This window comes from Paenibacillus lignilyticus (genome assembly GCF_017942085.1).
GTDB lineage: Bacteria > Bacillota > Bacilli > Paenibacillales > Paenibacillaceae > Paenibacillus_Z > Paenibacillus_Z lignilyticus.
On the sequence record NZ_JAGKSP010000010.1, the window covers coordinates 92,447 to 107,763 of the forward strand.

A 15,317-nucleotide genomic window follows, 5' to 3' on the forward strand; every position below is an offset into this window, starting at 1 on the left:
GTTGAAACAACAAGAAATGGCTGTCATAATTGAGCGAACAGTACAAATGACCAGAGGTGTCTATGTCCAGCGATACGTCTTATACGACCGAAGAAATAGCCAAGCTGCTCAAAATATCCAAGCTCACCGTCTATGATCTCATCAAGAAAGGCGAGCTGCCTTCCTACCGAGTAGGGAAGCAGATCCGCGTGGAGGCTTCCGCTCTCGACGTGTATAAGCATCGGGCCAAAGGTGCCGGTGCGCCCGGTCAAGGAGCCTCGCAGCAGCAGGGGATCACCTCGTCTTCGACCGCCCAGCTGTCGAACATGCCGATACCCCATGCAGCTTCAGAACGCTCGCTTGTCATCACCGGCCACGATATCAGCCTGGACTTGCTGAGTAAGCACATCGAGAAGCAATTGCCCGGCTTCCGGCCGCTTCGTTCATTCGTCGGCAGTATGGACAGCTTGATCTCCATGTACAAAGGCGAATCGGACATCGTGAGCACCCATCTGCTCGACGGCGACACAGGCACTTATAATTTGCCCTATATTCGGAAGCTGCTTGTCGGCAAGCCTGTTATTGTTGTTCATTTACTCGCTCGTACGGCAGGCTTCTATGTCAAGCAGGGGAATCCGAAACAGATGCTGACATGGGCCGATTTGAGCCAGCCGGGGCTTCGCATCGTCAATCGCGAGCAGGGCTCAGGCGCGCGCGTGCTGCTCGATGAACAGCTGAGGCTGCACCGGATTTCCTCGCAGCAGCTTGATGGCTATCAAGATGAAGAGCACAGCCATCTGGCGATAGCCGGCAAAATCGCCTCAGGAGAAGCGGATGTCGGAGTTGGCACCCAGCAGGCAGTGAATATCGTCGGAGGCGTCGATTTCGTGCCGCTCATTCAGGAGCGCTACGATCTGGTCATGCTGAAACGGCCGGATAATCTGCGGTGGATTGAAGCCGTCGTGCAGATTCTGCAATCCGATGCTTATCAAAGCGAGCTGCGGAGCATCCGCGGCTATGATTTGCGGGAGAGCGGACGAGTCCTGCTCGATATGTGACATAGAAGCGAAGTAGAAGAAGCCCCCTCGCCTCGCGTGTAACACGCGTACGCCTGAGGGGCTTCTTTGCTATGCCAAAAATTCCTTTTACCCGTGCAGCACGCGAGGCGAAGGGGATTCTCGAATTAGTAATCCTCTTTCGTTAATCGATTAACGATCAGGAGCATGATAAAGGAGAGCACCACCATGGAGCCGGCCCATGCCCATGCCATGCGCATACTGCCTCCGTCCATCGCAACATAGATGGCGGTAGGAATGGTCTGCGTTCTGCCCGGAATATTCCCGGCAATCATGAGCGTGGCTCCGAATTCGCCGAGCCCGCGCGCGAAGCCCAGAATATAGCCGGTCGTCACGGAGCGAAACGCAAGCGGAAGCGTAATGTAGCGAAAGACCTGCCACTCGGACGCGCCGTACACCCTTGCCGAATTTTCCAGTGAGCGGTCTATTCCCTCGAAGCCGGCTTTCATTGTACGATAAGCTAGCGGAAACGCAACAACCACGGCAGCGATGACGGCAGCTTCCCATGTGAAAATAATCGGACCGCCGAACAGCTTCTCATAAAGCTTGCCGGGCCAGCTTCTCCGTCCGAAGACAACGAGCAGGATGAAGCCGATGACCGTTGGCGGCAGTACAAGCGGAAGCATCAGAATCGCATCGACGATGCTCTTGCCGAAGAAGCGCATGCGGGCCATCCGCCAAGCAATGAGAACGGACAACACCAGCATGATGACGCTGGCGATCAGCGATACTTGAATGGAAAGCGATATGGGTTCAAGAAAGGTTGGCCAATCCATTGTTCATCATCCTGACTTAGGGCAGCATAAAACCGTATTTGACGAATATAGCATCAGCATTACTGCCTTGTAAATACGAATAGAACGCAGCAGCTTCTTTCAAATGTTTCGTATCTTTCACGATACCGGCCGGATAGAGAATCGGCTTATGGACGCCCGGAATAATACGAAGAGCGACTTTTGCTTTCTTGGAAGTGAGCGCATCTGTCTTGTACACGAAACCGGCATCGGCATTCCCGGTCTCTACGTAAGTCAGCACCTGGCGAACATCCTTGGCGTAGACGAGTTTGGACGCAAGGGAGTCCCATAATTTGCGAGTAGTTAACGTTTCTTTCGCATATTGTCCGGCCGGAACGGACTCCGGTTGACCGATCGCAATCGTTTCAATATCTTTACCAACCAGTTGTTTAATGGTAGTAAATGCTTTCTTGCTATCGGTTGGAACTACCATAACGAGCTCATTCTTCAGCAGCAGCGAGCTGCGTTCAATTCGTTTCGCATCATTCAGTGCATCCATTTGCTTCTGGCCTGCAGAGAGGAACAAGTCGGCCGGAGCGCCTTGCTCGATTTGCTTCTGCAGCGTACCGGAGGAACCAAGGTTAAACACCAAGTCAATCGTTGGGTGGCTGGCTTCATAGCCTTTCTCAATCTCAGCGAGGCTGTCCTTCAAGCTTGCGGCAGCGCAAACAAGCAGTTCCGTTTTCTTCGAAGCCGCGATTGCAGGTTGTGCCGTTGCAGCAAGCAGAGCTATGGGAAGGGCAATACGCAGCATCATTTTCGGTGCGCGTTTCATCATACAATGCAACACTTCATTTAATCGTCTATGAATTCGTTTATGTGATGTATCGTAACATAATAGACTACTGTTTTGAATCTCTATTTTATAATTAGTGATATTTAGTATGGTTTAGTTATAACTAGTATGAGGGCTAATCTGAAATATCGGGAGAAGGATCCTAGTGAACAGACATAAGAGTCGAAAACTGCTTATTATTGGCGTTGGTTTTATTTTTGCCATCATGTCATTTACCATTGGCGTGAATCAGTTGCTTACCTTTAAGAAAGCGACCGTTGTTTTTGCCTCCGGCACCGAGTCGGAGGTTCAAATTCCGGTGCTCTGCTATCATTCGATTACGGATAAGAAAACAGGAGAGTATGTGGTCAGTCCGGCTCGCCTCGAGGAACAGATGCAGTGGCTGCGCGAACAAGGCTATCGGAGCATCAATCTGAGCCGGTTTGAGCTATTAATGAAAGGAAAATTGCCAAACGACGGACGAAATGTGCTGATTACGTTCGATGACGGCTATAAGGATAACTATACGAATGCGTATCCGATCTTGAACAAATATGGCTATGTCGCTGTGGAGTTCCTGGTTACCAACTGGGTTGGCGGGCCCGACTATATGAATTGGAGCGAGGTTGATCAGCTGAGCGGCAAGGGCTGGGACCTGATGTCGCATACGCGGACACATCCGTATCTGCCTCTCCACACGACGAAAGGGCAAATGGACGAAATTGCTGGTTCCAAGGCGCTGCTCGAGAAGCATTTGTCCAAACCGGTTCATGTCATTGCCTATCCGTATGGACTGCGCAGCTTTGAGACTGTGAAGATCGTGAAGGACAGCGGGTATGATTACGCGTTTACGTTCGATGACGGCATGACGACCTCATTGCAAAATCCATATCTGCTCAAACGGCTGTTCATCTCGGGGGAGATGGATTTGCCCGCGTTTAAGCAGAAGCTGGAACCGGATAGCGGAAGCTGATCGTATCCATCACAAAAAAGAACCTTCAATGCCACTGCTGCAGTGGCATTGAAGGTTCTTTTGCATGGGCGAGTTATTCGGTTGTGTATCCTTGAAAGAATTGTCCGCTCTCCAGCTGATTGACGAACTGTTGGAGCCATTCATAGTAACGGACGGCATGCTTTAATTTATGGAGGTCCTTCAGGCATAACATCCGCTCTTCCTCGGAGGTGTCTAGCTCGAGGATCATCTCCGATAAGGAAGGGAACACTTCGTCAATAGCGCTGCGCATGACGTCGATTTCCCGTTGCAGCTTCGTTGCGAAGAACTGCTGAAACGCTTTGAAGAAATCCGTTTCGACTTCATAGAGCTCTTTACGGTCAGCCTTCTCTTCCAGCTTGACCATCATTTTGGAATCGATCAAAGCACGAACGGCATAGCTCATGTTGCTCTTGCTCATATTCATGCTGGCTTGCATCTCTTCTTGCGTCATTGGCCGATCCTCGAAGAGCATAATGCCGTAGAGCTGTCCGAAGGAATAATTAACGCCGTACAAGTCCATCGTTTTGGCAATGGCATCAATGACCTTCATGCGAAACTGCTCGCGCGGCGACACCGGTTCTTTCAGTTTCCCCGAAGTGACTTTCTTCACGTTCTCCGCCTCCGACTCCGAATGTACAAGGGTTCCGTGAAATTATACCAAACCGATAGGGGAAACGAAATAACCTCTCTCTATTTGTTCAATAATTTTTGAATTTATGTCAATTATTAAGGTAAAACGATGATATTCCATAAAAAATAAATATTTTTTGAACAAAAATGGATTGATGATGGTGCATGATATGAGTATAGTGATAAAGAGGGGAGAGGACGACTTGAATCATTTGGTGGCAGCAGGTGTTAGTTATCCGATTGATGCAATTTTATTTGATAAAGACGGAACATTGATCGATTTCATCTTCACTTGGGGAAAATGGAGCGAGCATATGCTGGAAGCGTTCGCTAACCAGCTCGAGGCAAAGCATTTGCCGCCGATGCAGCTGGATATCGCTACTCTGTGGGGGACTCGCCATGCTCCGAACGGGGTAATCATCGACTACGATCGCAATGGTCCCCTTGCCATGGGCACGATTGAGGATCTGGTTGCCGTGCTCGCCTGGCAAGGTTATCTTGCCGGTATGTCATGGGCCGAGGCGAAGCTTGCAGTGGAGCAGTGCCGCCAGTTTGCGGATAAGCAGCTTAACGCGGCGCGAGCGGCCAAAGCGCTTCCCGGCATCATTCCATTCCTGGAGCAATGCCGCGAGAATGGGCTTACGCTCGCTGTCGTAACCGCAGATGAGACGGACGCTGCCGTCAAGCAATTGGAGTGGCTGGGGCTCACGTCTTATTTTGCAGTGTGTATCGGCACGGATCAGATAGAGCGGGGCAAGCCGTTCCCGGATATGGTGGAGCTGGCCTGTTCGAGGCTGTCGCTCTCTCCTTCGCGGGTGGCTGTCATTGGGGATACCAATGGCGATATGAAGATGGCCAAATTCGCGGGAGCGGCAGTTGCCATCGGCATTGCGGCTGACGCCGGCGTTGAATCCTTGGCGAAATTGCCCGATGCGGATGCGATCATCGTGTCTATGTCTGAATTAGAACTGCGTAAACAGCTATGATGAAAGGTGAGAGCACCGTGGGCTGGATCCTATTAGCGATTGCGATCGCCTTCGAGCTGACCGGTACGATTTCGATGAAATTGTCCGCAAGCTTCACGAAGCTGATTCCTTCCATCGTTATGTTCGTCTGTTATGCAGCGAGCTTTACGTTAATTAATTACGCGCTTGGTTATTTGCAGGTTAGCGTTGTATATGCGGTTTGGTCGGGCGTCGGAATCGTGCTGATTACGATTGCCGGGTATTTTATTTTCAACGAGAAATTGCCGCCGATCTCCTTCTTATGGATTGGTTTGATTCTTGTTGGCGTGATCGGCTTGCAGGTGAGCAGTAAGGGGCATTGAAACCGACTTAATAGGGGGAAGCTCGCATTCTATGGAAACGAAACTAAACCAAGAGCGGTTGGAGCAGCCTTTGCTCTCCTTCCAAGTTATTACGGACACGCATATTAACAATGATCCGGCGCATGAGCATAATCGGAATTTGGAGCGCGCGCTTGCCGATATTGCGGCCAATGGTGGAGGCAGCTGCGGTATCATGCATGCGGGGGATTTGACCGATAACGGGTTTATCGAGGAGTATGAGGAGTTTTACCGGATTTGGAATGCGAACAAAGAGGCGCTCCCGAAGCTGTACGTGACGAGCGGCAATCATGATATTGGCGATGAATGGCGGCACCACATGGAGCTTTTCTTAGGCCAAACCGGGATGACCGGCATGTATCATGACCATTGGATCGATGGCTATCACTTTATCTTCCTCGGAACGGAGGAGGGGATCGGTCTGTTCTGTACCTTATCGGAGACGCAGCTTGCTTGGCTGGATCAGAAGCTTGGAGAAGAGGCTTCGCCTGATAAGCCGGTATTTGTATTCTTGCATCAGCCGCTGAAGGATACTGTGGCAGGCTCGCTGGAAGCGCAGCACTGGTACGGCGTCACGCAGGACGCGGAGCTCAAGGCGGTGCTGGCCAAACATCGCCAAGCGATCATGTTCACCGGTCACACGCACTGGGAGCTGGATGCCCCGCATAATTTCTTCGACGGAGGCGGGCAGCTGCCGGCGATGTTTAATGCCGCTTCGACTGCGTACCTATGGACGGATGAGGATGAGCATAAGGACGGCAGTCAGGGGTATTATGTCGAGGTGTATGCCGACCGCGTACTCGTGATCGGAAGGGATTTCGAACGAGGCGAATGGGTGGAAGGCGCGCAATTTCAAGTGAATTATCCGGCCTCATTTTAGGTTGGAGTAGGGCACCCGAGCGGGTGTCCTATTTTATTGTTGTCTTTCCGTCTTCGCGGTTATATTATTTTACCAAGTTAATTGGCGGGAGGACGCTGCGAATGGCCTTGTATAAGCAACGCTTGCAGACCGAAATCAGGAAATCGATCTCGATAGGCTATCAGCTCTTTCTGCCCTCGGCCTATGACGAGCAAGAGGAGAAGGACTGGCCGCTGATCGTATTTCTTCATGGCATTAATCGTCGCGGCGACGACCTGAGCGCGCTCGACGGATATGGGCTGCCGGCGATTGCGGAGAGCCGCGGCATCTTCAAATTTGTCGTCGCGGCTCCGCAGTGCGGAGCGCATTCGTTCTGGCCGATCGAGCGTGATGGCGTGATGGCGATGATCGATCATCTCGTTGCGAACTGCCGGATCGACGAGCGGCGCATTTATTTAACCGGATTTAGCATGGGCGGCAACGGTGCATGGGATCTGGCGGCGCGTTATCCGGAGCGCTTCGCGGCGGTGGCTCCGCTCTCCGGCTGGTATCAGCCCGAGGCTGCGGCCTTGCTGAAGGACGTCCCGATCTGGGCCTTCCACGGCGAAGACGACGATGTTGTGCCGGTTAGCGGTTCGCGCGATATGGTGCAGGCGCTCCAAGCGGTCGGCGGCAATATTGCCTTCACGGGCTACCCGGGGCTGAAGCATTCGATCATGAGCGAAACGTACCGGAATACGGAGCTGTACCGATGGTTTTTGCAGCATGAACGTAGGGAGAACCCAGCCGATTAATGGCTGGGTTTTGCTGTTTAATGTAAAAGGAATACATAGTATGAAAATTACTGACATGCTATATTTAGGTAGTTCTTATATATCCTAGAAAAGAGGAAGATGTGCTTTGAATAAGAAGCTAACCCAGGGTCTAATCGCCTTCTTGATTCTCACCCTCTTTACAGCTCAACCGCTGTTCGCAGCCGCTAAAACAACGAAGATTAAAGTGACATTCGTTAGTGCATCTTTAGTCGAGAACAATCATGTGGGGAATGAATGGTGGTCAGGTGGCTCAGTTAACGGTAAGGAACTCGGGGAAGGTCAATCGACAACGCTGAGCCTGAAGTCGACGGATACCGTTAAGTTAGTGGCCGAAGCGCAGGAACAGGATAAGTATCCGGATAATGGTGAAGCTGCTACTTCAATTAAGGTTTCTTCGATTACCAAAACGATCACGAAGACTCTGACGGTATCCATTGTTGAGAATCGCGGACGCTATTCCGGGAATACGGCAATATGGAAGTTTGTTTTCAAAGTCGAGAAAGTAAACTAATATGAACATGGAAGAGAACCCGTCCGGCGGTCGGGTTCTTTTTGCGTTCAGAGAAGGTGGTTGGTATGCAACCTTCTGCGCAGGGTGACCGTATGGCCGAAATGCAACCTTCCATGCAGGGGGATCGTCTGTTGAGATGAAGGGGGAGCTCGATTGAATAGAACTAGGGCCAGTATGATTTTGATTGCGCTGATTGCGCTGGGGTGTGCATTCTATGAAGGATTCCTTCTGGGCTCGAAACAGAACAAGGCAGCGGAGGTTATAGTCCAAGAAGCGATCGCTTCAAGATGGATCAAAGGGGATAAACCTCCATTGCCGAAGATTGTGATCGATGGGGAAGCGATACCTGTAAAATTGAGCGCCTACTCGTGGTGCGGCTCATCCGCCGGGGATTCAGCGACCTGCACAAGCGCGGATGCCTCCATTCCGGAAGTGGAACCCGTCTTCGTCAAAAGCGGTGCATTAATCGAGCAAGTCCCGCCGCAGGGGATTAAAGAGTTCACGCTGACGAATACAAACAAGGATTATAACGGCGACTCATACTACGTACCCACCGCGAAAGGGGTATACCTGTATCACATCCACTGCGAATGGTTCCTGGACCAAGGGCAGGCAGAGTATTATTTCGCCGTTGAAGTGATATAGAGCGAAGAAGGCGACCCGGATGGGTCGCCTTTGTTGTTTGCAGCGTATAGCTTGGGAAGGGGAAGGTAGCACACTGAGCAATATTAGTCTGTATTTAGCCGATCGACGAAGCAATTTCTACTCTACATCAGCAGCAACTTCACTCTAACTAGCCATTCGACGATGCCATAGCAACAGTACATCAGCAGCATTTCACTCTAACGAATCCTAGAGGGCTTATTTGGGGGATTACTGCCCAATATCGCTCCAATTTCCCCAAATAAGGCTCCTACGATTCGTTAGAATCATTTAGGCGCTAATTTACCGTAAATAAGGCTTCTACGATTCGTTAGATTTTTTGAAACGCGAAATTCACCGAGGGGGTAGTCCGGTATGGTATGAAGGCATCGCACATCGCCGCGGACACATTCGCGCAAACGACAAAAAAGCTTTCTCAAAAGCCGCCTCCTGCGGCAATTTTGAGAAAGCTTATTATCGCGAACCGGCTACCCGACCATCCAATCGCGACGCAGGGTGAACAGGTCCTTCAGGGCATCGGTAGACAGCTCGGTGATCCAGCCCTCGGAGCTGGTGATGACGTTGTCGCTCAGCTGCTGCTTGCTCTCCAGCATTTCGTCGATGCGTTCCTCCAGCGTGCCGAGCGAGATGAACTTATGCACCTGCACATCGCGCGTCTGGCCCATCCGGTAAGCCCGGTCGGTGGCCTGGTTCTCCACGGCGGGATTCCACCACCTGTCAAAATGGAACACATGGTTCGCCGCCGTCAAATTCAGCCCGACACCTCCTGCTTTGATGGACAGCACGAACACATTCGGCTGTTCCGCAGCCGGGAGCGACTGCGACTGGAACTGCTCGATCATCCGGTCGCGGCCCGTCTTGGACGTTCCGCCGTGCAGATAGAGCACCGGCTCCTGCAACTCCTGCCCCAGCACCTGCTGCAGCATTTGCCCCATTCCAATATACTGCGTGAAAATCAAACAGCGTTCGCCTTCCTCGCGCAGCTCCCTCACCATCGCCAGCAACCGCTCCAGCTTAGCCGAGCGGCCGATTAACGGCTCCGTTGCCAGCAATCCATCTTCATCCGGCTCCGGAATCGGCTCCTTCGTGAGCAGCATCGGATGATCACACAGCTGCTTGAGCTGGGTAAGCGCGGCAAGTATGGCACCTTTGCGCTCGATGCCCTCCAGCGACTGCATCTTCTCCATCAGCTGATTAACGGTTTGATCATAGAGCGCGCCTTGCTCCGCGGTGAGATTGATGTAGGTTTTCATCTCATTCTTGTCCGGGAGATCGAGCTGAATCGCAGGATCCTTCTTCTTCCGGCGAAGCATGAACGGCTTGACCAGCTTCTGCAAATCCTGCGTGCGTTCCTCATCGCGCGCCTTCTCAATGGCTTGGCTGAACTGTTCATTGAAGGCGCGCGAGCTGCCGAGATAACCCGGATTGATAAAATCATAGATCGACCATAGCTCGGACAGGCGATTCTCAATGGGAGTACCGGTCAGCGCAATGCGGTGCCGGGCAGGGAAGCTGCGGACGGCCACGGATTGTTTGGTTCCGGCGTTCTTAATGTTCTGCGCCTCGTCCAGGCAGATGGCGGACCAGTGCAACCCGCTGATCGTGTCTTGATCCAGCGCCGCAGTCGCAAACGAGGTGAGCACAAGATCCGCTTCCTTCGCCTCCGCGAGGAAAGCTTCACCGCTCTGCCGCCTGCTTCCGTAATGAAGCATGATGCGCAGCGAGGGAGCGAAACGCTTGAGCTCCTTCTGCCAGTTGCCGAGCACGGAGGTCGGACAAATAAGCAGGGACGGCATCGGCAACGTTTCGCTACCCTTACCGTCACCGCTAAGTTCAGCCAGCTCCTTCACATGCAGAAGGTAGGTGATGAACTGAACGGTTTTGCCAAGTCCCATATCGTCTGCGAGGCAAGCCCCGAGTCCGAAGCGGCGCAGGAAGGCAAGCCAGGCAAAACCATCCCGCTGATAGCTGCGCAGCTCCGCCTGCAAATCAGCAGGCACCGGGACTGAAGGCCATTCCGTCTGCTGCGTGAGCTGCGCCATGAGCTTGGTCAGATGCTCATTGAGCTCTACCTCAAGCTGAATACGGCCTGGATTATCTGCCTCGCCGTCGGCACCGCCATTGCCATCCGCTGAACCACCATCCGAGCGACTCTCCGCGCCGTTCCCAAGCAAATGCAGCTGCATAATATCTTGGAAAGACAATCCGCTGCTGCGATCCACACTTGCCATCGCCTTGCGAATTTGTGCGAGCAGCACGGGGTCCAGCGGGACCCAGCGGCCCCGGAAGCGGACGAGACGTTCGCCGCGGGCAACCAGCTCCGCGAATTCTTCCTCGGTCAGATCGGTATCCCCGATCGCAATCCGCCAGTCGAAATCAACGAGCGAATCAAGCCCGAACAGCGAACCGCCGCCGCTGGTTCGATCGCCGCCGGCGCCGGGGCGAACCTTCGCCCGCAGTCGCGGCTTCTTGCGGCTGGCTGCTTCCCACCAGGCGGGAAGCAGCACTTGCCAGCCCGCCGCGAGAAGCCGCTGGCTGCCCTCGGTCAAGAACTGCCATGCGGCATCATCGGTCAGCGGGCAGTTTAAGACATCGTCATCGCCGCCGGCAAGCCGCTCCGCAGGCAAGCTTGCCTGCAGATGCGTCAGCCAAGCGGACGAACGCTCGCGCACATGCGGCGACCACGATGTCGGCCACGACCCCAGTGCCGAGCCGTCCCTTGTCAGCCGCAGCGGGACAAGAAGCGAAGGCTCGCGTTTATCTTGCAGCACGAGCGCAAGCTGCCAGTCTTCTTCGCCTTCTTCGGGCTCAAGCAGCTGCAGCAAGGGCCGGAACGGCGATGTATCGGCCTTCCAGCCGGCCGCGACCAGCCAGGCTTGCGCATCCATGCCGGCGACGGCCGATGCACGATCCTTCGCGAAGAGCATCGGGAAGTCGCGGCGCAGATCGGCCGCGGTTTCTTCCGTTCCATAATAACGCGCGAAGACGGCCGCCGAGAACGCGGCGCGCAAGCCGGCGAAGAAAGCATCATCCTCGCTTTCTCCACCCGCACCTTGATCGGCTTCGGCCAGCAGTCCATGCTGCCGAAGCAATCCAACCGCCTCGGCATCCAGCTGCGCCTCGTCCCAGATCCACTGCAGCTTGCCGCTCCGATAAGCGTCGAAGCTCGGCACGAATTTTCGCTCCGTCAAACACGCAGCGAGAATAGGGGCCAGCGCTACCAGCGTTGCCGCGTCATTCTCCCAAGTCCACTCCATGTGCTCCAGCAGCCGGCGTTCGCCGAAGAAAGGAATGACATGCTCCGAAGGGAGCACGACAAGCTCCATGTCCCGGACCTTCTCGATTTCCAGCTCCGTTCCGTAGAAGGAGGGTTCGTGCCACGCGAATAACCGATGCTTCACATAGACGCCGGTCACAAGGAAGCTGGGTACCGTACCGTGAATGAGCGCATCGCCATGCGAAGTCAAGCTGACTTGAATTGAAAGGGTCTCCGTGTATGCGCTCATGACAGCAATCCTCCCTTCCGAAGCTCTTCTTGCAGCGCGCGAAGGCGGCTGTGGCGAGCGGTGAACGCGCTAATGAAGACGTCCCAGCGCGCGTCCTGCTTGGTTTTCTTATAGAGCTTATTCAGACGTTTCAACAGTTTCACGGCAGCCTTATAGCTGTCTCTGTTCTTCAGCAGAACATAGCGTTCAACAGCTTGATGGTAGAAAGGAAGCAGCAGCTCAGGCGCATCTTTCTCGATGGGCTTCAATACGCCAACCTTAAACTCAAGCGGCTCTTTACCCGAGCTGATTTGAAAATCCATCCATTGCTGCCATCTACCGTAGGACAGCAGTGCATCCTCGTAGAGATGGCGGGAATAGGGGAGCATCGCGCCAAGAGTCGCCCACATCCGCGGCTCTGCATCTTGAACATGCGTCAGCGCAGTCTCCCAATAGCCGCCATAGGAGTTGAAGTCATCGCTGCGATAACGGCTTAGCATCGGACCGACCTGCTCCAGCCAGCTCACGAGCCTTGGCCATGCCTCGGCCTGTACGAGCGCTTCTAATAACGGATCCACTTGACCCGGCTGCAGGGAGGCTCGTTTGCCTTCTGCTCTGAGCAGCGCCCAAGCATCCTCGTCCCGGTGCAGCTCGAAGAACAGCAAACATTGCGCCAGCATCCAAGGCACGCGGGACAGATGCTGCCCATGCACATCCTCGGCCTGCTGCAGCTCGCGCAATTCCTCTTCCACCAGCTCGATGCCGCCATCCAGATTCGGCCGGATCCACTTCATCCAGAACACCTGATACAGCTTGGCAAAACAGTTCAAGCTGCGGTCTTCCCTCAGCATATGCGCCCGCAAATAAGCCAGCGTTTCATTCACGCGCGGCCAATAGTCAGACGCCGGGCCAATCGGCAGCGGTTCAGCGAGGCAGCGCAGCGCCGCTTCGAGCAGCTCATCCATCGCAAGCTGCGTATGATACCCCATGAAATGACCGGAATGGCGCCAATCCTCCTGGGCCGGCTTCACCAGCTTCTCCAGTACAAACAAATAAGCATGCAGGTTAAACAGCTGCTCCGGCACCAGGGTAAGATGCGGCTTCATGTTGTGGATGCCCGTAAGCATTTCCTTCGCTTCCTGCAAGAAGCGGGGGCTGTTGTTGAAAGGGCCTAACGTCCTGCCGAACCGCGAGTGCCACTCGGCAATGCTCAGCGCGGTGAGCTCATCCGCACTAAGCGCTGCGGGGCGAGCTGCCACAGCGGCCTTACCGATAACTTTAGTCCCCTTAGCCGAGGCGTTCGCACTCGCAACCGCTGCTGAGCGAGCATTCACAATGGCATGTACGGAACGCCCTTGCATAGCCGCGTAATAGAGCAGCACGGCAATCACATGCTTACAGCCGCGCGATTTAACGGGACAAGAGCATTCGCTGTCCCGGACATTTTGGAGATTCAGAACAACATCGTACATCTCTGAGCCGTCCACTGCGGCTTCTACTACGGTAGGTTCAGTCATGATGGCGGTATGAACCCGGTCCTGCTTATAATATTGAAAGCCTCGTTTGATCGTGAGGTCGTCGAAATGGGTACCCACCTGCGCGACGAGCGCGGTCCAAGCGGCGTCATCGATGGAGAAAGGGAGTTTCATCGTCATAATTGGCGTCTCCTGCACGTAAATTCATAAACTGCATTCTATTATATCAGGTTTCGATTCACACAAAGGCGAACAGAGGCTATATTCCTTGAAAAGAAATAGCCACATTCAAAAACCCGAACAATCCACAAACAATCGGATAAATAGTTCGCTTATAACCATCGGAAATCACATATTTTCATTGACAGCGCCGACTAATAGCATTAACCTAATAAAGGATTTACCCAATTAAACATTATTTAATCGTTCGTATATCCTCAACAATATGGTTTGGGGGTTTCTACAAGGAGCCAAAGAATCCTAACTACGAGCATAGGGGTACGTGTATCTATGACCCTCCCTATGCTTGCAGGTTAGGTTTTTTTTATTTGGGGGAAGCTAGGTCAACAAGGTTTACAGGAGGCGCTGCAAGACATGGACAAACTATTTAAGCTGCAAGAACGCGGAACTACCGTGTCAACGGAAGTCATGGCGGGGATCACCACTTTTCTGACGATGGTTTATATCGTCATCGTAAACCCGGGTATTCTGAGCGAAGCGGGCATGGATTTCCATGGCGTATTCATCGCTACGGTGCTGGCCAGTATCGTCGCGACGTTAATTATGGGCGTATTCTCGAATTATCCGATCGTCATTGCGCCGGGTATGGGGTTAAATGCTTATTTTGCCTTCAGTGTTGTAGGGGGAAGCGGGATATCGTGGCAGGTGGCGCTGGGAGCTGTGTTTGTCGCGGGCGTTCTGTTCGTGCTGCTGTCGCTGACTTCGTTCCGTTACGCGCTGCTGGATGCGATTCCTACAAGTCTGAAGCATGCCATCACGGCGGGAATCGGCTTGTTCATTACATTCATCGGCTTGCAAAATGCAAAAATCATCGTAGACTCTCCGGCAACGCTGCTGACACTAGGCGATCTCTCTGCACCGATGACGCTGCTTACTATAGTTGGCCTTGTTATTTCTCTTATTCTAATGGCTTACCGCGTACGCGGGTTTCTGTTTATAGGCATGATCATTACAGCCATCATTGCGTTGATAACCGGACAGATGCACTTCCCCGATGCCATTGTTTCGATGCCGAGCGGACTGTCTGCAACAGCCTTCCAGCTGGATATTGGCAGTGTGTTTACGAAAGGGCTCTATTCGGTCATCTTCACCTTCCTGCTGATCACGTTGTTTGATACGACAGGCACCATGCTGGGTGTAGCCGAGCAGGCCAATCTGTTGAAAGATAATAAATTCCCCCGCTCCCAAGGAGCCTTGCTGGCTGATGCCGCCGGTACAACGGTCGGCGCGCTGCTTGGAACGAGTCCGACTTCTGCTTATATCGAATCCAGTGCAGGTGTTGCGATCGGCGGCAGAACGGGCCTTACGGCTGTAGTCGTTAGCATCCTTCTGGCAGTCACCTTATTCTTCTCGCCGGTTGTATCCGTGCTCGCCGGCATTCCGGCCATTACGGCGCCCGCGCTGATTATCGTTGGTTTCTTAATGCTGAACGTGCTGCGCAAAATCGAATGGAATGACATCGAGGAAGCGTTCCCCGCATTTCTCATCGTCGTCCTTATGCCGCTAACGTACAGCATTGCGACAGGCATCGGCGTTGGCTTTATCGTCTATCCGATTCTGAAGCTGGTGCGCGGCAAGCGCAAGGACGTGCACCCGATTTTCTATTTGTTTGCGGTGCTGTTCTTCATCCAACTCGCATTTTTCAATCATTAAAAAAGTTTGGAAAGTATGAGTGA

General features: G+C 53.2%; 14 protein-coding genes and 1 riboswitch. Of the genes, 9 read left to right on the forward strand and 5 right to left on the reverse strand.

What is annotated here, in order from left to right:
- The first annotated feature begins 62 nt into the window (after nt 1–62).
- The gene (locus I8J30_RS21870; RefSeq protein ID WP_210661713.1) at nt 63–1,037 is read left to right on the forward strand and encodes a helix-turn-helix transcriptional regulator; all 975 of its coding nucleotides are present in this window, start codon (nt 63–65) and stop codon (nt 1,035–1,037) included.
- 125 nt (nt 1,038–1,162) lie between these two features.
- Here I8J30_RS21870 and modB read toward each other — a convergent pair whose 3' ends face one another.
- Together modB and modA are read right to left on the reverse strand one after the other, a co-directional pair.
- A complete protein-coding gene (gene modB / locus I8J30_RS21875) occupies nt 1,163–1,831 on the reverse strand; it encodes a molybdate ABC transporter permease subunit (protein ID WP_210661715.1) in 669 nt (222 codons plus the stop codon).
- A gap of 16 nt (nt 1,832–1,847) precedes the next feature.
- Nucleotides 1,848–2,627, reverse strand: coding sequence for a molybdate ABC transporter substrate-binding protein (modA, locus tag I8J30_RS21880; RefSeq protein ID WP_420831250.1), 780 nt, complete (start codon nt 2,625–2,627; stop codon nt 1,848–1,850).
- 163 nt (nt 2,628–2,790) lie between these two features.
- Between modA and I8J30_RS34060 the strand changes: the two genes are divergently transcribed.
- Entirely contained in the window at nt 2,791–3,597 is an 807-nt protein-coding gene (locus I8J30_RS34060) for a polysaccharide deacetylase family protein (RefSeq protein WP_210661717.1), read from the forward strand.
- Between the two features lie 73 nt (nt 3,598–3,670).
- Here I8J30_RS34060 and I8J30_RS21890 read toward each other — a convergent pair whose 3' ends face one another.
- Entirely contained in the window at nt 3,671–4,228 is a 558-nt protein-coding gene (locus I8J30_RS21890; protein WP_210661719.1) for a GbsR/MarR family transcriptional regulator, read from the reverse strand.
- 223 nt (nt 4,229–4,451) lie between these two features.
- Between I8J30_RS21890 and I8J30_RS21895 the strand changes: the two genes are divergently transcribed.
- The 6 genes from I8J30_RS21895 to I8J30_RS21920 all read left to right on the forward strand — a co-directional run bounded on the left by I8J30_RS21895 (nt 4,452) and on the right by I8J30_RS21920 (nt 8,423).
- Entirely contained in the window at nt 4,452–5,234 is a 783-nt protein-coding gene (locus I8J30_RS21895; RefSeq protein ID WP_210661721.1) for an HAD family hydrolase, read from the forward strand.
- Complete coding sequence (locus I8J30_RS21900; RefSeq protein WP_210661894.1) at nt 5,234–5,575, forward strand: DMT family transporter; 342 nt, start codon at nt 5,234–5,236, stop codon at nt 5,573–5,575. Before I8J30_RS21895 ends, I8J30_RS21900 begins: the two co-directional genes overlap by 1 nt.
- Nucleotides 5,576–5,606: 31 nt before the next feature.
- On the forward strand, nt 5,607–6,473 hold the full coding sequence (locus I8J30_RS21905) for a metallophosphoesterase family protein (protein WP_210661723.1): 867 nt from the start codon (nt 5,607–5,609) through the stop codon (nt 6,471–6,473).
- Nucleotides 6,474–6,574: 101 nt separating this feature from the next.
- The gene (locus tag I8J30_RS21910; RefSeq protein WP_210661725.1) at nt 6,575–7,246 is read left to right on the forward strand and encodes a carboxylesterase family protein; all 672 of its coding nucleotides are present in this window, start codon (nt 6,575–6,577) and stop codon (nt 7,244–7,246) included.
- A 106-nt stretch (nt 7,247–7,352) separates the two neighbouring features.
- A complete protein-coding gene (locus I8J30_RS21915; protein ID WP_240548274.1) occupies nt 7,353–7,778 on the forward strand; it encodes a hypothetical protein in 426 nt (141 codons plus the stop codon).
- A 153-nt stretch (nt 7,779–7,931) separates the two neighbouring features.
- The gene (locus tag I8J30_RS21920; protein ID WP_210661727.1) at nt 7,932–8,423 is read left to right on the forward strand and encodes a hypothetical protein; all 492 of its coding nucleotides are present in this window, start codon (nt 7,932–7,934) and stop codon (nt 8,421–8,423) included.
- A gap of 485 nt (nt 8,424–8,908) precedes the next feature.
- On the opposite strand, the gene I8J30_RS21925 is transcribed toward I8J30_RS21920, so the two are convergent.
- Both I8J30_RS21925 and I8J30_RS21930 read right to left on the reverse strand, forming a co-directional pair.
- On the reverse strand, nt 8,909–11,947 hold the full coding sequence (locus I8J30_RS21925) for a DEAD/DEAH box helicase (RefSeq protein ID WP_210661729.1): 3,039 nt from the start codon (nt 11,945–11,947) through the stop codon (nt 8,909–8,911).
- Nucleotides 11,944–13,581: an SWIM zinc finger family protein gene (locus I8J30_RS21930; protein ID WP_210661731.1), complete on the reverse strand. Its 1,638-nt coding sequence runs from the start codon at nt 13,579–13,581 to the stop codon at nt 11,944–11,946. The genes I8J30_RS21925 and I8J30_RS21930 overlap by 4 nt, the downstream gene beginning before the upstream one ends.
- Before the next feature lie 227 nt (nt 13,582–13,808).
- A riboswitch (purine riboswitch) is annotated at nt 13,809–13,908 on the forward strand.
- A gap of 87 nt (nt 13,909–13,995) precedes the next feature.
- Here I8J30_RS21930 and I8J30_RS21935 point away from each other — a divergent pair.
- Nucleotides 13,996–15,294 carry an NCS2 family permease gene (locus I8J30_RS21935; protein WP_210661733.1) on the forward strand — a complete coding sequence of 433 codons (1,299 nt, stop codon included), beginning with the start codon at nt 13,996–13,998 and terminating at the stop codon, nt 15,292–15,294.
- The last annotated feature ends 23 nt before the right edge of the window (nt 15,295–15,317 follow it).